This is a genomic window from Acidithiobacillus concretivorus, from assembly GCF_018853445.1.
Lineage (GTDB): Bacteria > Pseudomonadota > Gammaproteobacteria > Acidithiobacillales > Acidithiobacillaceae > Acidithiobacillus > Acidithiobacillus concretivorus.
Genome location: NZ_JABELD010000063.1, coordinates 1 through 19,800 on the forward strand (window position 1 = coordinate 1; position 19,800 = coordinate 19,800).

General features: G+C 48.3%; 18 protein-coding genes and 1 pseudogene. 16 read left to right on the top strand and 3 right to left on the bottom strand.

Annotated features, from left to right (window positions below; all coding sequences use genetic code 11):
* Both HJG40_RS08845 and HJG40_RS08850 read left to right on the top strand, forming a co-directional pair.
* The coding region (locus tag HJG40_RS08845) for an ExbD/TolR family protein (RefSeq protein WP_215862345.1) at positions 1 to 316 on the top strand (316 nt) is incomplete at its 5' end.
* A 46-nt stretch (positions 317 to 362) separates the two neighbouring features.
* The gene (locus tag HJG40_RS08850) at positions 363 to 2,738 is read left to right on the top strand and encodes a TonB-dependent receptor (RefSeq protein WP_215863847.1); all 2,376 of its coding nucleotides are present in this window, start codon (positions 363 to 365) and stop codon (positions 2,736 to 2,738) included.
* A 36-nt stretch (positions 2,739 to 2,774) separates the two neighbouring features.
* Here HJG40_RS08850 and HJG40_RS08855 read toward each other — a convergent pair.
* A pseudogene (locus HJG40_RS08855) lies at positions 2,775 to 3,629 on the bottom strand (IS1595 family transposase).
* Between the two features lie 8 nt (positions 3,630 to 3,637).
* Here HJG40_RS08855 and HJG40_RS08860 point away from each other — a divergent pair.
* The 14 genes from HJG40_RS08860 (at position 3,638) to phnF (ending at position 18,004) form a co-directional block, all read left to right on the top strand.
* Entirely contained in the window at positions 3,638 to 4,150 is a 513-nt protein-coding gene (locus HJG40_RS08860; protein WP_215863848.1) for a tetratricopeptide repeat protein, read from the top strand.
* Between the two features lie 214 nt (positions 4,151 to 4,364).
* Positions 4,365 to 6,431 carry a phosphocholine-specific phospholipase C gene (locus HJG40_RS08865; protein ID WP_215863849.1) on the top strand — a complete coding sequence of 689 codons (2,067 nt, stop codon included), beginning with the start codon at positions 4,365 to 4,367 and terminating at the stop codon, positions 6,429 to 6,431.
* Positions 6,432 to 6,492: 61 nt separating this feature from the next.
* Entirely contained in the window at positions 6,493 to 8,871 is a 2,379-nt protein-coding gene (locus HJG40_RS08870) for a TonB-dependent receptor (RefSeq protein WP_215863850.1), read from the top strand.
* A gap of 127 nt (positions 8,872 to 8,998) precedes the next feature.
* Positions 8,999 to 10,387, top strand: coding sequence for an MFS transporter (locus HJG40_RS08875; protein WP_215863851.1), 1,389 nt, complete (start codon positions 8,999 to 9,001; stop codon positions 10,385 to 10,387).
* A 61-nt stretch (positions 10,388 to 10,448) separates the two neighbouring features.
* On the top strand, positions 10,449 to 10,919 hold the full coding sequence (phnG, locus tag HJG40_RS08880; protein ID WP_215863852.1) for a phosphonate C-P lyase system protein PhnG: 471 nt from the start codon (positions 10,449 to 10,451) through the stop codon (positions 10,917 to 10,919).
* Positions 10,916 to 11,488 carry a phosphonate C-P lyase system protein PhnH gene (gene phnH, locus HJG40_RS08885; protein WP_215863853.1) on the top strand — a complete coding sequence of 191 codons (573 nt, stop codon included), beginning with the start codon at positions 10,916 to 10,918 and terminating at the stop codon, positions 11,486 to 11,488. The genes phnG and phnH overlap by 4 nt, the downstream gene beginning before the upstream one ends.
* A gap of 3 nt (positions 11,489 to 11,491) precedes the next feature.
* Entirely contained in the window at positions 11,492 to 12,601 is a 1,110-nt protein-coding gene (locus HJG40_RS08890; RefSeq protein ID WP_215863854.1) for a carbon-phosphorus lyase complex subunit, read from the top strand.
* Positions 12,588 to 13,415, top strand: coding sequence for an alpha-D-ribose 1-methylphosphonate 5-phosphate C-P-lyase PhnJ (locus HJG40_RS08895; RefSeq protein ID WP_215863855.1), 828 nt, complete (start codon positions 12,588 to 12,590; stop codon positions 13,413 to 13,415). The genes HJG40_RS08890 and HJG40_RS08895 overlap by 14 nt, the downstream gene beginning before the upstream one ends.
* Positions 13,406 to 14,188, top strand: a complete 783-nt coding sequence (locus HJG40_RS08900; RefSeq protein ID WP_215863856.1) for an ATP-binding cassette domain-containing protein — start codon at positions 13,406 to 13,408, stop codon at positions 14,186 to 14,188. Before HJG40_RS08895 ends, HJG40_RS08900 begins: the two co-directional genes overlap by 10 nt.
* Positions 14,185 to 14,883, top strand: coding sequence for a phosphonate C-P lyase system protein PhnL (phnL, locus tag HJG40_RS08905; protein ID WP_215863857.1), 699 nt, complete (start codon positions 14,185 to 14,187; stop codon positions 14,881 to 14,883). The genes HJG40_RS08900 and phnL overlap by 4 nt, the downstream gene beginning before the upstream one ends.
* A complete protein-coding gene (locus tag HJG40_RS08910) occupies positions 14,880 to 16,019 on the top strand; it encodes an alpha-D-ribose 1-methylphosphonate 5-triphosphate diphosphatase (RefSeq protein ID WP_215863858.1) in 1,140 nt (379 codons plus the stop codon). Before phnL ends, HJG40_RS08910 begins: the two co-directional genes overlap by 4 nt.
* Complete coding sequence (locus HJG40_RS08915; RefSeq protein ID WP_215863859.1) at positions 16,012 to 16,710, top strand: DUF1045 domain-containing protein; 699 nt, start codon at positions 16,012 to 16,014, stop codon at positions 16,708 to 16,710. The genes HJG40_RS08910 and HJG40_RS08915 overlap by 8 nt, the downstream gene beginning before the upstream one ends.
* Entirely contained in the window at positions 16,707 to 17,255 is a 549-nt protein-coding gene (locus HJG40_RS08920; protein ID WP_215863860.1) for a ribose 1,5-bisphosphate phosphokinase PhnN, read from the top strand. Before HJG40_RS08915 ends, HJG40_RS08920 begins: the two co-directional genes overlap by 4 nt.
* Positions 17,252 to 18,004: a phosphonate metabolism transcriptional regulator PhnF gene (gene phnF, locus HJG40_RS08925; protein ID WP_215863861.1), complete on the top strand. Its 753-nt coding sequence runs from the start codon at positions 17,252 to 17,254 to the stop codon at positions 18,002 to 18,004. Before HJG40_RS08920 ends, phnF begins: the two co-directional genes overlap by 4 nt.
* Here phnF and HJG40_RS08930 read toward each other — a convergent pair.
* A complete protein-coding gene (locus tag HJG40_RS08930) occupies positions 17,958 to 18,890 on the bottom strand; it encodes a YihY/virulence factor BrkB family protein (protein WP_215863862.1) in 933 nt (310 codons plus the stop codon). The two genes, phnF and HJG40_RS08930, sit on opposite strands and share 47 nt — an antisense overlap.
* Positions 18,887 to 19,606 (bottom strand): DnaA regulatory inactivator Hda, encoded by a 720-nt coding sequence (hda, locus tag HJG40_RS08935; RefSeq protein ID WP_215863863.1) that lies wholly within the window; start codon positions 19,604 to 19,606, stop codon positions 18,887 to 18,889. The genes HJG40_RS08930 and hda overlap by 4 nt, the downstream gene beginning before the upstream one ends.
* Between the last annotated feature and the right edge of the window lie 194 nt (positions 19,607 to 19,800).

Below are 19,800 nucleotides of genomic sequence, written 5' to 3' on the forward strand. Positions count from 1 at the left end.
TTTCATCATGATCACTCTGCAGATGATTCCCGACAAGGGCCTCAATTTGCAGTTGCCCACTTCCAGTGAAGCCCAGAGTCTGCCGCGCCCGCATTTCACCATCAACATCAACAAAGATGGGTCAGTAAATGTGAAGGGCCATCACTACGACCTGGATGGTCTGGAGAAAATGCTCGCCAGCGATGGTGACCCCGGCAAGACCCAGATCACCATTGCCGCTGACAAGGGCGTGCCCTTTCAGGATTTCATTCATGTCATGGACCGCTGCCAGAAGGCGGGGGTGAGTGATATTGGGATTGCGGCGAAAAGTTCTTGAATTGTTTAAATTTTTAACCGCTTATAACCGCTTACGGGAGAATGACATGAAGTTAAGAACACGAAAAAATAAGTTAATAATTACCTTATTAGCCGCAGGATTACTAGAAGCAGTCACGCTTTCAGCTCATGCGGATATGACAGAAACCACAAAAAAATTAAATGCAAAAAACACTAATAAATCCGCAGTAAGTGTTGGTGAAGTTTCAAAAGTAGATAATACACTAGGAACTAATGAAATAATATTAAAAAATATGAGCGCGATTCCAAAAGAAAATATTACTAATTCCACACAATCGCAACTTCAGGTTGGAAAGGAACAGTTGTCTTTTCTATCCCCTGCAGCTGGTGGGATCCAACTTGCAGTAAAATTGCCCGGTGTATATGTCAGTGGTAGCAATCCAACTGGTAGCGTTGGCGATAACGCATTATTAATTAATGGCTTTTCTGTCGGTTCTTACTCAAATTCTTCGGCAACACCAAACTTCAACAGTATTGCCGTAACATTGGATGGTATCCCAATGAACAATCCTTTATCGGGAGATGGGGGATGGTATTCAACAGAAATTCCTATTGCTAATCTTCTTTCCAGCACTAATATTATCTATGGACCAGGTAATCCTGATGGAAGATGGCAGGCCAGCATAGGCGGCACATTAAATTTCATACCAGTCCAGCCTTCACTCAAACCAAAAGTAAAAATAACTGGATCTTATGGAAGCTTTGATACACAAACCGAATCGTTCAATGCTTCCACAGGATTAATTAATGGATGGACAGGAATAATTGCGGGTGGATACACATCAGGAAACGTGCCAGGTCTTGAATATTCATATCCATACCGGGCGTATGCTTTTTTTGCCAAGGCGTTAAAATTTTTTAACGGAGGAGATCGTGTTTCATTTGGTGCTTATGGAGTAAACAGCTATTATCTTGATCCAGCTACCACTCCCTTGACACCAATCGCCGGATATACAACGAATGGATATGGGGTGCCTGGTCCACTGCTAAGCGAAGCAACATCTGGTTTTTATTCAACAGAGACACCCCAACAAAGTTATTTCTATTATCGTGACAATTCAGCCATTTTTTATTCTAAACAACATATTGAAATATCTAAATTGTCATCAATTGACAATAAGATATGGTTTCGTGATTCTTGGAGAGAACACTATGGTTCTGGCAACTATAATGGAACCTCATCACCCACAATGAATGAGTATTATACCCCAAACAATAAAACGTATGGCGATAGAGTTAAGTTAGCCTTTAACTTGCCGCACAATGAATTAACGTTTGGTGGTTACATTATCCAACATAATTATCACTCAAAATGGGATCTCTTCAATCCTATATACGGAACATCCATTAACAATCCGAATACAAAAAATGATGTTGATATGACACAAACAAATGAAAACATCTACTTACAGGATAAACTACATTACTTGCATGACACAATTTCTATTACCCCTGGCATAGCCTATGCAGCATACCAAACCACTCTTAAAAATCTGTACCCGGCGACTGACTCACTAAACGCAAACGGGGTCATAAACGAAACTCTTGCGAGAAGAATACATACCAATTTTTCTGGCATCGAGCCATCTATTGGGTTTAATTGGTGCGCATACAATGGAATTAGTTTTTATGGAAATATAGCTTACACAAATGAAAACCCAAACGGTGAATCATATGGTGATTATTATGAAATATACCTCAATCCAAATCTAATAAAGTTGACAAAAAATTTAGATTTTGAAGGTGGTATACGATTCCATGACAAGGGGCTTTTTTTGAATCTAAATTATTATCATGATCAAGTAAAAAATCAAATTTATGGTCTCTATGCTCAAGGTACAAATTTTGCTCCAACAGGATATGAATTAGCTAATTCTCTTTACCAAGGCTTGAATCTTCAGATTCATTGGAAACCAATATATGATCTTATGATTTATGCGACAGCTAATATACAGCACTCCTATTATACGTCCCTAAATACAAGCAATAATAAATCATTTTCTGGAAATCTTATTGCCAGCATTCCACTACATCTTTTTTCAATTGGTGTTAGCTATGAGCATATGGAATATGGCGGGTTAGCTAAAATCAATCTTGATGATAAATATGTTGGTTCTGCTGGCATGGCCAATCCTATTACAGGAGATGTTACGTTGAGAACAAATCCATATAACTTAGTAAACTTAAATTTAAGTTATAAGACTACATTGATCAAGAGAGTATTATTTTTTGCTCAATATGCTGACCTGCGTCTGGGATTATATAACTTGCTAAATCGTCACTATAATGTTGATGAAAGTGTTGGATCAGGAGAAATAGAACCAGGGCTTCCTAACAATGCGATATTTGGCTATCAAGGCGCGCCCCGTACGATCTTCGGCTCGTTATCGCTCCAATTCTGAATTAACGACATGCATCCTTACAAAACAGGCTTCCAGTCATACGGATATATGGTCCATATAGCCATTGAGCAGCCCCGAAGACAACTCGGGCACCCAAAAGCGTCGGTTGCAGCTATAGACGAACTCATCCAGGTATTCCTGCAGGTATTTGCCGGAGACTCCATGATAAGTTCCCAGCAAGAACGCCTTAAGCTTACCAATAGCGATGTGCACCCAGGGCAGGCATTAATCTACCTGTTCTGGCGGTGTAACACGGCCTTCATGGTGCTGGGTTTCTCCCAGAACGCGCAAAGCCCTCAAGCTATCCGCGCGGGTAGCCTGCCAGGGGAGCAAATGACGCTGAACGAACTGACGGATATTTCCAGCGGAGACCGATGGAATGGTTTCCATAGCCATGATGCCCTCCTTCTTATCCCAGCTTTCAATGGCTACCAGGATCAGTGTTTTCCCTTCTGCACCGCGTCCGCTTTTGCCGCCGGATCGGCGTCCGCCCAAGAAAGCATCATCCAACTCAACCAATCCACCCAGGCGGTAGATACTGTCTCGGTCCGCCATGGCGCGGCGCATCTTGCGCAGCATCCGATGCGCAGTAATCCAGGAGACTCCGATCTGCATGGACAGGCGCAGGGCAGACAAGCCACCTTTGTCTCAGACCATCAAATGGATGATCAGAAACCACTGCACCAAGGGCAGATCGGTGGAAATAAAGAGGGTGTCAGCCGTCGCAGAAGTCTGGCGTCGGCAATGATTGCACTGGTAGGCCTTGCGAGAGGTTACCCAGTGGCCTTGATCGTGCCCGCAATGCGGGCATTGAAAACCATTGGGCCAGCGCTGCTATTTCAACACTTCGGCGCATTCACCCTCTGTGCTAAACAGTGCCTGGTAAGGAATTGAATTTTATGTATTATAGATTAATTATGAAAGGTGTTCTTATTTGTTACGTTGTGTTGTTTATGAGTATAACCACATATGCTTTTTCCGAAACACCGGGGTCACTAGGAAAATCGAATATAGTAAGAAAACCTGAATCAACTCATCATGACAGCCTGAGTGATCTACACACACGAATTTTTGATAATAGAAAAAAAATCATAGCATTACTTAATAAAGGTGCATATAATCAGACTATCCCCATGTTAATAAATGCAGTAAAAAGTGATAGGGACTCTTGGGCTGCAGATACGTTAGGAAATCTTTATTTAGCAGGGTTAGGGGTAAAACAAAACCAAGAGTTAGCCTTCAATTGGTTTTCTATAGCTGCTAAATTAGGAAGCATACCTGCCCAGAGACAGTTAGTAAATGCTTACATGAATGGTAATGGCGTCAATCAAAATCCATCAGAATCTGCGTATTTTTTCCGTAAGTACTTAGCCCCATTGCAATGGGCTGGAGCCTACTGCGGAGTTTTTTAAACGTTTACTCATGGTTTTTTTGTACACAACCCAATAAAGGCTAACTATTACTACAAAAAATGTGTAACTGATTTTCATATGTTGATATATAACAATAACCATGAAATTTCAAACGACATAAAATATGCACTGCAATACTATGATCACTAGTAGTTCTACTGATAAGTTTCTGATTATTTAAGCTGTTGATTTTTATTTCTACGGGAGTTTTGTAATGAAACGACGTGAATTTTTAAAAAATTTGGGGGTCGGTGCCTCTCTGACAGCCTTTCTGGGTAGTTCGGTAGCCCGGGCCGCCATGCTGCCTTCCTTGGGTCGTTCTGGGACCCTGGAAGATGTGGAACATATTGTTGTATTCATGCAGGAAAATCGCTCATTCGATCATTATTACGGGCATCTGAGCGGGGTACGCGGTTATAATGACCGCTTCCCTCTGACTTTGCCCGGTAATAAATCCGTGTGGTTTCAGGGACGCATGGACGACCCGTCACGGCCTATTTTGCCATTTCATTTGAACACACACAAAACTTCTGCTCAGTTTATACAAGACCTGGATCACGGTTGGGCATCACAACATGGAGCTATTGCTGGTGGCCTTATGAATGCCTGGCCTCTGAATAAAACCAATATGACTATGGGATATTTTCAGCGTCAGGACATTCCATTTCATTATGCGCTGACCGACGCATTCACTATTTGTGACCATTATTTTTGTTCTATTGCAGGTCCCACTGAACCAAATCGCTGCATGTTATGGAGTGGTACCATTGATCCGGACGGAAAACATGGCGGTCCATTGATTGATGATGACAACTATTGGCCAGGTAATGGTCCTAATGGATACCATAAGACTGAACCATTCACATGGCCAACATATGCAGAACGGTTACAAAATGCTGGAATAAACTGGAAAGTATATCAAGAACAATTACACACTATTAATCAAAATCCCATGACCGGGTGTTATGGGGATAACGCGCTGATGTATTTCAAAACCTTCGTGGATGCACCCAGCAGTTCCGAGTTATATCGTAGAGCCGTTACTGAAGGAGGAATAAAAACTCTTCGCGAAGATGTAAAAAATAATCGTTTACCCCAAGTTTCCTGGATAGTTACCCCGGCAGGTTATTGTGAGCACCCTTCTTATCCACCGGCATACGGCGGCATGTATATTGCTCGAGTGCTGGATGCATTAACGAGCAATCCCGAAGTATGGGGCAAGACGGTTTTGCTTCTGGATTACGATGAAAACGATGGATTTTTTGATCATGTACCGCCGCCACAGCCGCCAACACCCGTTAGACCGGGTCAATCCACAGTCAGCACGGAAGGCATGGTCCATGACCAAATCAACCCTAACTGGCCAACTCTCTACAGTGCGGATCAACTACCCTACGGTCTGGGTCCCCGGACGCCCATGACGGTCATCTCGCCCTGGAGTAAGGGGGGATATGTGTGTTCAGAAGTTTTCGACCATACCTCGGTCATCCGCTTTATTGAAAAACGCTTCGGCGTCAGTGAACCCAACATCGCCCCGTGGCGACGGGCGGTGTGTGGTGATCTGACTTCGGCCTTTGACTTCTCACGCGCCGATGCGCGCAAGGTGTCACTGCCCAGCACCGCCAACTATGTGGCAACGGTCCATCACGAATCCACCTTGCCAGCGCCGGAAGTCCCCGAACACACCGAGAGCATCATTCCCCAGGAGAGTGGCTTACGCAAACGGCGCGCCCTTGCTTATGCGACCGAAGTTCGGCTGGAAGCTACCCGTAGAGGCGTACGTCTGCATATGCACAATCCTTCTGATTTGGGGATCGTCTGTACCGCCTACTGGGATGGCAGTCATGAGCTCCCTCATCATTACACCATTGGGGCCGGAGCCAAACTGGAAGATGAGATGCTGCTGCCCAAGGATCAGGAGTTAGCGCTCACAGTTTATGGACCGGATAGCTATATCCGCAAAATTACGGGTACGGGTCCTTCCACTTTGCACATTGATACCCAGGGAACCAAGGCGGGGGATATCCAGGTGCTCTTGTATAACGCCGGAGCCGATACCTTGCCCATTGAAGTAACGGACCCAGTGTATGGTCAGGCAGCTCGTAAAATTCAACTTGCGGCAGGTCAAACCCAGGAAATTCTCTGGAACTTGCAGTCTAGTCACCACTGGTATGACCTGATCGTCTCCACTCCTCAGCACCATTGGCGCATGGCAGGGCATGTCGAAAATGGGCATGAAAGCTGGTCCGATCCCGCAAATAAGTTCCCAATATTAGTTTGAAAATTAACACAATTTTTTAATGGTTTGTCAACTATCATCAATGGAGAAAATGGTGAAAAACATGAATATCTCAACAGAAACTAAGGACTACGAAAGCAAATTTTTGTTAAACAGCCAGCCCAGGAAATTTACACAGAAGAAAATCTGCCTATTATTGGCAGGTATCGGTATGTTTACACTCGGTCCCTATTCATACGGGGGAGACAATATAACGAAAAATTCTGGGGTAAATATTGGTGAGGTTTCAAATAACTATTCAAGTAACGTTGAAAATAAAAAAATAGACAAGAAGAAAATTGCGCAATCATCCGAGTCTAAATTAGCCGTAACAAAGAATCAATTAGAATATATGGCACCTAATACTGGGGCATTTCAGCTTGCCGGTCGACTACCAGGTGTACAAGTACTGGGTTCAAACCCAAGTAGTGGTGTCGGTTCTAATAGTCTAAATATTAATGGATTCGGCGTTGGTACAGGCCCTACTGTTAACGGCCATTTTAATGCCATCCAGGTTAATCTCGATGGAATTCCACTTAGCAATCCTTTATCTGGTGACGGTGGCTTTTACTCAGTAGAAGTTCCAATAGCACAAATTTTAGTTGGTGTGACAGTAAATTATGGTCCAGGGAATCCCTCTTCCCGCTGGCAATCCAGCATAGGTGGAACTGTTAATTTTTTACCCGTTCAGCCATCCAAAAAACCGAGCTTCAAAGTAGGCACATCGTTTGGTAGTTATGGCTCAGAAACGCAATTTGCAGTGGCAAAATCAGGACTTTTTGATAATGGATGGAGTGCGGTGGCATCATTCGGACAGACGAGTGGCCGAGTGCCAGGTTTAGAATTCAACTATCCAACTCAAGCATCTGTTTTCTTTGGAAAGCTGATGAAAACAACAATGTCTGGCAATAGATACTCGCTTGGACTTTATATTTCCCGTTCAAAGTATTTATCTGTTCCATCGGTGCCTTTAACACCTTTAGGTGGCTATACCGTCAATGGTTATGGAGTACCAGGTGCACCTTTAAGCGAGAAAACGTCTGGTTTCTACTCAACAGAAACCCCTGATCAGTCTTATTTTCAATACACTGACAATATTTGGCTACTCTATGCAAAGCAACATTGGGCACTATCAGAAAATTCATCTATAGATAACAAAATATGGTTTAAACATTCACATCGTATTCATGTTGGGCATGGACTATATAATGGTGACACATCTCCGACCTTAGATGAGTATTACCCGCCAATATTCTACTCTATTGGTGATCGTATTAAATACTCAACTCATATATCTAACAATCACATTAAGGTAGGGGCATATTTATATTATATAAACTATAAAAATCCATATATCTTATATAATGCACCAGTTCTGCATGAATCAGTTAGTAATTTTTATTACGATGCAGATAATGACACTTCACAAATGTCAGAGTATGGTTACATTCAAGACACAATAAACTTATTAAATGATAGATTAAAAGTAACGCCAGGCATCGCGTATGCCGCTTATCAAACAAGCGACGCGAATCTCTTACCACCCACAGGTTCACCACTGTTACATGGGGTCGTGAATGGTACTTTTGACTCAGGGGTCGAAACAAGTTTTGGTGGATTTGAACCGTCATTAGGTATAAATTACCAAGTGATTAAAAATCTCTATTTGTATGGATATGGTGCACGTACAAACGCTAATCCTGAAAATGAATCATATGGGAATGAATATACATTCTATATTGATCCTAGCAAAATTAAATTGGTAAACAATACCGACTTTGAGTTAGGTATAAAATATCATACCAAAAATGTTTTTGCTTCTGTGAATTACTATCACGATCAGGTGAATAACATTGTCAAAGGGCTATACGCCAATGGAACAGATCTTTTCCCAACTGGATATAAGCTTGGAAATGCGCTTTATCAAGGTGTAAATTTACAAGCATCATGGGAACCTATATATTGGCTCAATATTTATGCCTCAGCCAACATTCAACATCCTTATTATACCAAGCTATTAACCAGTTCAGGTGGCAGTTTTTCAGGTAATATCCTATCTGGAATACCTCTTCGAAGCTTCCTCTTTGGCGTTGCTTATAAGAATGAGATCGGGCCAGGAGTATTTTCTGCCAATCTTGATGATCGATATGTAGGTGCTGCTGGTATGTCTAACCCAGTAACCGGGGATGTAACCTTACGAACCAATCCATACAATCTTGTCAATCTCACTCTGGGATATAAGACAACGATTTTTGATGATTATATCCCCTTGCTGAAGTATGTTGGTTTGCGTTTTGGCATATACAACCTACTGAATAGAAAATACAATGAAAGCGAAAGTATAGGATCGGGCATTAATGAACCGAATTTGCCATCCAATGCGGTGTTTGGCACCCAAGGTGCACCCAGAACTTTATACGGAACAGTTTCATTGAAATTTTAGTATTATAAATACTAAAACCAACTGGGAAGAAGGCAATATTATACTTCTTCTCAGACTTTTTTTATTCCCTTACAAAACCTCCTGCCTATTTTAGGTCTCCAGTCTCACTAATTTATGGAGTTTCTGCATGCAATCCATCCACACCCACTTCGATAACCTCAAAATCAATTCCCAGCACCGGCGCATTGTCATGGCGGCGGGGCTCGGAATTTTTCTGGATGGTTATGATCTTTCCATCATTGCTGTGGCCTTGTTGCTACTCAAACCCCAATGGCATCTGGGGGCAGTTTCGACCGGACTGTTGGGTGCGGCGACACTCGCGGGGGCTGCTCTGGGTGGGCTTATTGGCGGCCGTATCGCTGACCGTTATGGTCGCAAAATCCTTTATTTGATTGATGTTGCGACATTTTTTATTGCGGCCATCCTTTCCGGCTTCGCCTGGGATGTCAGCTCCCTCATCCTATTGCGCTTTATATTGGGTATTGGTGTAGGTATGGACTACCCCTTGAGCTCCAGCTACATCGCGGAATTCATGCCCAAAATGCAACGAGGCAGTGGCCTTTCCTGGGCTTTTACCTTATGGATGGTTGGGGCAGCTGTTTCTGCGGTTATCGGACTACTGCTTTTGCAAACCGGCCCTGAAGCCTGGCGCTGGATGTTTATCAGCGGTGCCTTACCTGCCCTTGCCGTCCTCTGGTTACGCCGCAACCTCCCGGAAACCCCGCGCTGGTATATTGCCCACAACCGTTCTCAGGATGCCTTAAAGGTTCTAAGACAAATTTCTCCCGAAGCTGATAGCCAAGCACTGCATGAGGCAATTGCTGCCCAGAAACAGGATGAACAACCCATCCGCGCCTGGTCAACCTTGTTTCAACCGGCCTGGCTGCGTCGGACGTTATTGATATTGATACCCTGGATGATGATGGATATTAGCGGCTATGGTCTGATTATTTATCTGCCTACCCTGCTGGGCAGTTTTGGTGTGCATTCTCATACTGCCGCGCTCTTGTGGAACGTCATTTTCGATCTGGTCGCGCTGGGTGGCATTGCCCTTCTGGCCTTGACCACCCGCAAAATCGGTCGTCTTTTGCCTCAGAATATTGGTTTTGGTCTGGATGTATTGTTTTTGGGCACCCTCGGACTGGTGGCGCTGGCCGCACAACCACCTCTCTGGTTACTGGCCATCACTTTATTTGGGTACACTTTTTTCAACAATTTTGGTCCTGGATCTACCACCTGGTTTTTACCGGTGGAATTGTTTCCCACCGATTTGCGTGCTTCGGCGCATGGTCTGGCCACGGCTTGCTCGCGCGTTGCTGCAGCTACTTCTGTTTTCCTCCTGCCCTCAGTACATGCCGCAGTGGGTGATGGCTGGCTTATGTTGATACTGGCTTTTACGGCGCTAATCGGGTTGATCGTGACCATGCTGTTGGGTCGTAACCTGGAACCCGGAAATCGTAGCCTGGAGGAAATCAGCGAAACAGATCCGGAAACTGCGCTGCAACCTGCAGCATAGGCATTGCCGGCCAAACTCGCACCTGTTATGATCCAGTCGTCTATACAAGATGAAGACTGCTATGCCCAACAGCGCCACATCTATTCCGAATTCAGTAGTACAACGCCCAGACTGGATGCGAGAACTGGCTGTAGCCAGCCTGGAGGATTTCCAGAGGATTTTACCCCTGGTTAAAAGCTGGCCAAATTATCAGATACTGGAAGGCCCTGAAGTTGGCAGCATCATGATTCACGGACGTATCGCCGGAAACGGTTCCCCCTTTCCGGTGGGAGAATGCAGTATTACCCGCTGTATTGTGGAAGATGCCCAAGGCCATACCGGATATTCCTGGATATTGGGGCAACAAACTGAAAGAGCATTGTGGGCCGCCCGATGGGATGCCTTGTTGCAAGATTCGACCCATTTTCAACATCTATGGAACCAGGCTATCCAACCCTTACAACAAAAACGAATACTTAAAGAACAGTCGGTTACGAATAAAATGCAGCGTACCCAGGTTCAGTTTTTCAGCATGGAAAACATGCGTACATGAATACCCAGCAAAACCAGCAGGTTTTCAGAACCCTGTTAAATGCCATGTCGGCACCAGGTAAAACTTTTGCGTTTGGCGCAACAGAATGGTCTGACTGCTTATCATCAGCCCCTTTGTCTCCTGCCTGTGCGGCTATTTGCCTGAGCTTGCTGGACAGGACCAGTCCGGTCAGTCTTTTCCAGATGCCAGCATCCGTAGCGCCGTGGCTACTCAAGCACTGCCGGGTCCCCATCAGCTCACCAGAGCATGCGATTTTTGCGCTAGGTCTGGGTAAGCACTGGGATTGGGATCAAAACCTGTTGAATATTGGCACTGAAGAAGAACCGGAAAAAGGCGTCACCCTGATACTGGAGCTGGATAGTCTTGACGGTGGCGAGCCTCTGCAGTTGACCGGCCCCGGCATCGCCACCAGCCAAATAGCCGCACCCCGGCTCTCACCCGGATTTTTGACCTTCTGGCATCAGCTGCAAGGCCTTTATCCGCGCGGGATAGATCTGATCTTATGCTGCGGGAATGAATGTCTTTGCCTGCCCCGCTCCATCAGCATCCATGCAGATAGGGAGAATTAAGTCATGTCTTATGTAGCCGCTAAAGGGGGTGCCCAGGCCATTCAAGCCGCCCATCAACTGGTTGCGGAAAGAAATGCACCAAATCCTGATGACCTGCAGGCGCAAATCGCCCAGCACCTTCATCTAAGCATTGATCGCATCATGGCCGAAGCTTCGCTGTACGACCGGGATATTGCCGCAAAAGCCCTGCTGCAAGCTCAGGGCGATACTATTGAAGCGGTATTTATTGTGCGCGCCTATCGCGCCACATTGAGCCGTTTTCTGGATTCGGCTCCCCTCAATATTGGCCAAGCCCATTTGCAAAGACATATATCCGCTGCATTCAAGGATATTCCTGGAGGGCAGCAACTCGGCGCCACATATGATTACTCCCATCGTCTGCTGGGTTACTTCCAGAATCTGCCTGTGCCAGATGAATCAGAAGCGCACACTGCCATCCTCGCAAATACAAAAACACCCAATGCGCGGAAAAAAACAGGCGTCATGGACATTCTCGAATCAGAAGGTCTGATTGAAAAAAGCTCAACCGAACAGGCAGGTGCAGAAAATCGGGACATCACCCAAATCCCACCCAGTTTTCCTGCCAGTCGTGCCCAGCGCTTGCAAACATTGGCGCGGGCAGATGAAGGTTTTGTGCTCGGCATGGCCTACTCTACCCAACGCGGCTATGGGCAAAATCACCCTTTTATTGCCGAATTAAGCCACGGCTCAGTCAATGTCGAAATCTGCCCGCCAGAACTGGGCTTCAGCTTCTGCATCGGTACCATAGAAATGACAGAATGCCAGATGATCAACCAATTTCAGGGAGATTCTCCGGAAACGGCCACCTTTACCCGAGGCTACGGATTGGTTTTTGGACACAATGAACGCAAGGCCATCGCCATGGCATTGCTCGACCGTGCCTTACGCGCTCAGGAACTCGGCGAAAAAGTGGAAGCGCCCGCACAAGATGAAGAATTTGTGCTCAGTCATTGTGACAATGTGGAAGCCACCGGTTTTGTCGAACATTTGAAACTTCCCCACCATGTCGATTTTCAGAGTGAAATTTCGACATTACGGGCTCTGCGCGCCCAATCACCCGGCACAACGGCAAAATCCGATGACACCCTATAACTTTGCCTATCTGGATGAAAACAGTAAACGGGCCATCCGCCGTAGCCTGCTCAAAGCTGTTGCCATTCCTGGCCACCAGATTGCCTTTGCCAGCCGGGAAATGCCTCTGCCCTATGGTTGGGGAACAGGAGGCATTCAGGTAACTGCCGCAATTATCGGGAAGGATGATATTCTCAAAGTCATCGACCAGGGCGCAGATGACACCACCAATGCCGTTTCCATCCGGCATTTTTTCCAAAGCGTAGCCGGTATCGCCACGACTACCGAAACCCGGCAGGCCAGCATCATCCAGACCCGCCACCGGATCCCGGAAACACCACTGCGTGCCGACCAGATCATCGTCTATCAGGTTCCCATGCCCGAGCCGCTGTTCAAGCTGGAACCTCGCCGCACGGAAACCCGAATTTTGCACGCCATGGCCGATTACAGCCTGATGTACTTACAGCTATATGACCATATTACCCGCTATGGTCGCGTTGCTATCGGCTATGATTACCCGGTCATGGTGCATGACCGCTATCTGATGTCGCCCTCTCCTATTCCGGCGTTTGATGTTCCGAAAATGCACATGAATCCCGCCCTGCAACTTTTTGGTGCCGGCCGCGAAAAACGCCTCTATGCCATTCCTCCTTATACCCGCGTTGCGCCCCTGGCCTTTGAGGATTACCCCTTTGCTCCGCTGCAGGCACAAGCCGCCTGTGCCATTTGCGGATCGACACATTCCTATAAGGACGAAATCATTCTGGACGACTCGGGCAAAAGACAGTTTGTCTGTTCTGACACCGACTATTGTGGGCGACCCTCATGTCAGTAAACATCCAACCTGCACTGGTCGCGCGAAATCTTTGTTTTCAGTTTGGCAAGCAGCCTGTGATTCGTCAGGTGTCTCTGGAATTATATCCTGGCGAAGTCTTAGCCATTGTTGGCGAAAGTGGTTCGGGCAAATCCACCTTGCTAAACCTGCTTTACGGCACCTTGTCCTCCACTCAGGGCGAAATACAGGCCACCACTCCGAACCTGGGCTTGCGTCCTGTCTCTGCACTCAGCAGACAGGCACTGCGGCATCTGCAACGCACGGCCTGGGGTTTTGTCTGCCAGAATCCCCGCGATGCCCTGCGCATGGAAATCAGCGCTGGCGGCAATATCGTCGAAAGACGCATGATCATGGGCCTGCGTCATTATGGTCACTTACGCGAGGAAGCCCTGTACTGGCTGCAAAAAGTAGAAATTGACCCGACCCGCCTGGACGATTTACCCGCGACCTTTTCTGGCGGCATGTTACAGCGCCTGCAGATCGCCCGAACACTCATCAGTCAGCCCGCCCTGCTCTATCTGGACGAACCCACCAGCGGTCTGGATGTTTCCGTACAGGCCGCCTTACTCGATCTGCTCCGCAAACTCGTCGCCACCGAAAACATGGCCGTACTTCTGGTTACCCATGATCTGGCAGTAGCCCGCCTCCTCGCCCAGCGCATTGCGGTCATGCGTCAGGGCGAAATCATCGAAGAAGGGCTGGCAGACCAGGTGCTGGATGATCCGCAACATCCATACACTCAACTTTTGGTCAGTTCGGTGCTCCCGGCATGAATATTCTGGAAATTGAAAAACTCAGCAAAAAATTTGTATTGCATCTGCGCGGCGGCTTGAATCTGCCCATTTTACGTCACATAGAATTGAGCGTTGCCGCCGGTGAATGTGTGGCATTGGTCGGTGCTTCAGGCAGTGGCAAATCATCGCTACTAAGAACCATATACGGCAATTATCGGGCAGAATCTGGTTCTATCCGCCTGCTAAACGGGCAGAATATGGTGGATATTTTGCAAAGCAGCCCCCGCGAAATCATCGCGTTGCGACGACACGTCATGGCTTATGCCAGCCAGTTTCTGCGGGTCATTCCCCGAGTCTCCACTCTGGAGCTCGTCGCGCAACCGCTGACTGATCAGGGCATTGATGTGCAAACGGCCATGGAAAGCGCTGCTGAGATATTGCTGGAATTGAATCTGCCGAAACATCTGCACGCCTTGCCACCCGCCACCTTTTCCGGAGGGGAACAGCAACGGGTAAATCTGGCCAGAACTTTTGTCGGTCAACACCCGCTGATTCTGCTGGATGAACCAACCGCTTCTCTGGATGGTCACAACGCCACAGCCGTCAAAAACCGGATTCTCCATGCCAAAAAAGCCGGTCGAGCGGTACTGGCCGTATTTCATGATCCAGACTTGGTTGCCCAAGTGGCTGATCGCCAATATTCCATCCCATCCCTTTCGGAGCATGCCCCATGAAAACCCTGGCCTTCAGTAATTTCCGTATGGTTCTGGAAGATCGCATTGTTCATGGCGCTCTGACACTGGATGAAAATGGCAAAATCATAGCCCTGGAAGAAGACCCACATCCCCGACCCGGCAGTGAAGATGGACAGGGCGACTGGTTGTTACCCGGACTGGTGGATGTGCACACTGATAATCTCGAACGCCAGGTACAACCGCGCAGCAACGTGCGCTGGCCTTCACGTTCCGCTTTTTTGGCGCATGACAGCCAGTGTGCAGCCGCAGGTATTACCACCGTGGCAGATGCCCTTTGTGTCGGAGATGCCGGCTTTGAAAGCCAGCGTATCCAGACCCTTCGTGATGCGGTTGTAGATCTGACTTTTCTGGATGAACAAGGGTTATTACGTTCCGACCACGTGCTGCATCTACGCTGTGAACTCCCCACACCCAATATGCAGCAATTGTTTGAAACGGCAATGGCTCAAGCCCCTGTTCACATGATCAGCATCATGGACCACACCCCCGGCGTCGGTCAGCACGCCAATCTCGATAAATTCCGCGAAGGGCGGCGTGGCGATGGATACAGCGAGGCCGAACTGGACCAGATGATTGAGGAAGCCCAGCAACGTCGGGAAATCCATAGTGAAATCAATCGTCATTATATTCTCGAAAAATTGCACGGGATGGGTTTGCAAATCGCCAGTCATGACGATCGGACGGCTGAAGAAATTCAACGAAACGCCGCAGACGGTATTCGTATAGCCGAATTCCCGGTGACTATGGAAGCCGCGCAAGAAGCCAGAAAGCTAGGTATGGCCACAGTCGCAGGGGCACCCAACGTGGTGCGCGGTGGCTCCCATTCTGGCAATATCGCCGTGCGCGATCTGGTTGCCGCCGGGTTGGTGGATGTTCTCGCCTCGGACTACGTCCCCCACGCATTGCTGGAAGCAGCCTTTGCTCTGACCCGCATGGGTCTGATCAAACTCCCTGAAGCGGTGCAAATGGTCAGCCTCGCACCGGCCCGCATGCTCGGGCTGGAAGATCGGGGCGCACTGCAAATTGGCATGCGCGGGGACCTGCTCCGGGTTCGGGACTTCGACAACCATCCTTTATTGCGTGCTGTCTGGAAAGCCGGAGAACGAATTGCCTGAGCCCATGCGTGTCGCCATTTATTATGTGCCAGAAGCCAATGATCCCCTATGGGTAGCGGGCAGCCATTGGTTGGGTTGGGACTCCGAAACGGCCCAAGCAAGACAAAGACCCCCAATTCATGGCCTCGCAGAAGCTTCACGACGCGCCAGTCGCTATGGTTTCCATGCCACCATCAAAGCCCCCATGCCCTTGCAGGGCAAGCTGGACGATCTGATCGCAGCGCTCGAGCAACAGCTGGCAGAAACTCCGGCGTTTGACCTGCCTCCTCTGCATTTGTGTATGGAAGAAGGTTTTGTTTCCTTGCGTCTCAGCCAACCCTGTCCTGAATTACACGCATTGGCTGATGCCTGTGTGCGCAGCCTGGAACCCTGGCGTCGTCTTTACACTGACGCGGAGCTCGCGGCAAGAAATCAGAAGTTAAAGCTTCCCCGGCAGCGGGAATACCTGAAACGATGGGGTTATCCCTATGTATTTGATGAGTTTGTTTTTCACATGACGCTCAGTGACCAACAAACGGACATGCGCTTGCTTGATTCCGCCAGCAAGTATTTTGGTGACATTCCCAAGCAGCCACGCCGCTTACAGAGTCTCGCATTAGCTTGTGAAACAGACCCGAACGCACCTTTCACCCTTTTGCGCCGCCTGCCCCTTGCTCCGGCGACACCCGCCCCCCACCAAAACAAATCATGAAGCCCCTGCTGGTTCTGGTCGTGGGTCCTTCCGGTGCGGGCAAGGATTCGGTTATTCGCGGCGCAGAAGCCACACTGAAAAATGACCCCCGCTTTTATTTCGCCCGGCGAATGGTCACCCGCAATGCCCCACAGGCTGGAGAAATCAACATCGGCGCCGAAGCATTCAGGCAACGCGCTGAATCTGGTTATTTTGCCAAAACCTGGAACGCGCACCAGCTATCCTACGGCCTGCCCTGGTCGGAATTGCAGCCCCAAAACGCCGCTGTGCAGATCATCATTGCCAATGTTTCGCGCACCGTGTTGAATGAGCTGCTTGCGGAATATGGTGGACATGTTTTATATATCACCGCTTCATCAACGGAAATTCGCCGCCGCCTGGAAAAACGTCATCGTGAAACTGCTGCATCCATCAACGAACGCTTGTGTCGTCACATTTCCCTGTCGGAGCAGTTGCCCATGACCACCATCCATAATGATGGATTGCTTGAAGATGCTATCAAACAATGCGTGCTTAGCCTTATCAAACTACTGGAGCACCCATGATCAGCACCAGCAAAGTACAATTCGTCCCCGGAATCACCATCTGGAAACAAATTGTCGATGATCTCCAGGCCCGCATAGATTCCGGCGAACTTGTCGAAAACCAGAAACTGCCGGGCGAGGCAGATATGGCCAAGGCTTATGGAGTCAATCGCCACACTATGCGTCGCGCTCTGCAGGAACTCGCGGCCGTGGGCAAAGTACGGATTCAGCATGGTCGCGGCAGTTTTGTCGCTAAACATGTGTTTGACTATGAACTGGTCGAAAGACCGCGTTTTTCGGAATGGGTCAAAAAGTACAATAAACCGGGCAAAAATGACATTCTGGAGGCGGCCATACTGAATCTGGCCGAGCTTCCAGAATTAGCGCGCATTCAGCAATATGGCGTATTCCCTGAGTGTTCTCAGGTTGCCATGATCAAAACCCTTGGCCGGGTTGGTGAAGAGCCCATTTCCATCGCCAGACATCTCTTTTTCGGTGAGGCTCTGCTGGGCTTGGTTGAAGATCTTCACGTCGGACGCGGTATCACTGAATCCCTGCGCCAGCATGGCATACACGATTATACCCGCATGCGCTCCACTATTTCGGCAGCCATGTCCGGCCCTCAGGAGCGGGATCTGCTGAAAGTCGAAAAAGGTGAAATCGTTTTTGTCTGCGAAAACGTCAACGTCGATACAACAGGAGTGGGCATAGAATTCTCAACAGTCATTTATCCGTCTTCACGAGTGCGGCTGGTTTATGAGCCGGGTTAGGATCAGCAGGGTGAGAATAAACACCCGCTTCAGCCATTTCCGCCCCGAATAAAATGCTGGCCCAGGCCACATACAACCAGAGCAAAAACACCGGAAAAGCGCCCAGCGCCCCGTAAACTGTTTCGAACGTCGAAAAGCGCAAATAGGCTGATAGCCCGAATTTATCCAGTTCAAACAAAAGGGCTACCGTCATCCCCCCCAGCAGTGCATCCCGCCAGCGCGGCGCTGCCGCTGGCAGAATCTTGTACAACAGCAGCATCATCACCGTCACCACTAAAAAAGTCAGAACATGACTGAAAAACGGCGGCAGCACGGGAATATTACCCAAATATTTTAATAAGGGTTGCAAAGGACCCAGCAGAGGCAGGAGCAAGGCCACACTCAAGGGTGCCACGACCAGCATAGCCAGATAACGCAAAACCCGGCACCACCAGCAATGGGGCGCAACCCCCCAGATGGCATTCAGATGCCGCTCGACCGCGTGCAGCAGAAACACAGCCGTCAGCGACAAACCGATTATCCCCAGCAACCCCAGTTGCGTACCCTTGGCGGCCAGTAAATTCACTTCATGAAGAATGGTATAACCCGTCTGTGGAACAAAGCTGCGCAATATCAGGCGATCTACCTGTGTGCGATGAATCACGCTAAAACCCACCAGATTCCACATGCTAAATACCAGCACTGCCAGCGGAATCAAGCCAAATAAAGTCGTATAGGACAGCAGACCAGCCCGATCAATACAGTCATCTTTCCAGAAGCCATGCCAGGCCCGATACCAGCGAAAGCCGAAACGCAGCACAAATCCCTTACGGGCAGGAGGCTGTGGACGCGTACCATCTTCCTTTTTACCAAAACACTGTTGGCCTTCTTTATGATCAGTACTCACAAAGACGCCTCCCTGTCCAGACAATGACGAATAAATGGAATGGTCAGTTGGCGTTGCTGCTCCCAACTGCGCGCGTCCAGCATATCCAGCAAGGACTCCAGCACGGCCATATCCCGCGACTGATGGCGCAACACATACTGGGCAACGTCCCGGTCCATGCGTAAGCCGCGCCGCTGAGCCATGGTCTGCAAAATATGCAGCCGCTGCAGATCATCGGATAATTGCAGAGCCATTGGCACACAGGCACTGAACCGGCTCGCCCAATCTGGCAGGGCCCAGACTAGTTGCTGCGGTGCTTCCCGACCCGCCAGCAGCAAGGGCCGGGCTCGATGAAAACGTTCATTATAAATGTCATACAAAAATTTCTCTTGATCAATCTGACCGGCCCAAGCATCCACATTATCCAGACAGAGTAAAGGCGCATCCACCAGACTGGAAAAAGTTTCCGGCAGCGCCAGATCCACAAAGGACTGCATCATTTCGGCGCATTCAATATAAGGTATCCAACCCGCATCATTTTGGGCCGCGCCCTGTAATAAATGGCTTTTACCAACCCCTCCCGGGCCATGCAAATAAAGTCCAAACACGGGTGCTGGCCGTACCAGCAGACTACGCACGGCATTCAATGCCGCAGTGTTGGGTTCTGGACAAAAATCACCCAGTGTTGCGCCACTTCGCAACCCCAAAGGCAAGCGCATCTGGCCATTTGAGAGCATCAGCAGCGCCTTAAAGACAAAAAACGTAAGCCTTCAGGGCTTACCCGTGGGAAACTATCATGGCTTGGCATGACTCCAGAAGCTAGGCAAGGGACCCTTGGCTGTCAAGCAGATTCTTATCTATCTTCATACCCTCTGAAACCGCGCGAATAGGTCTCAGCACTGTCAGACGACCAGCAGGTCGTTTGCAGCCA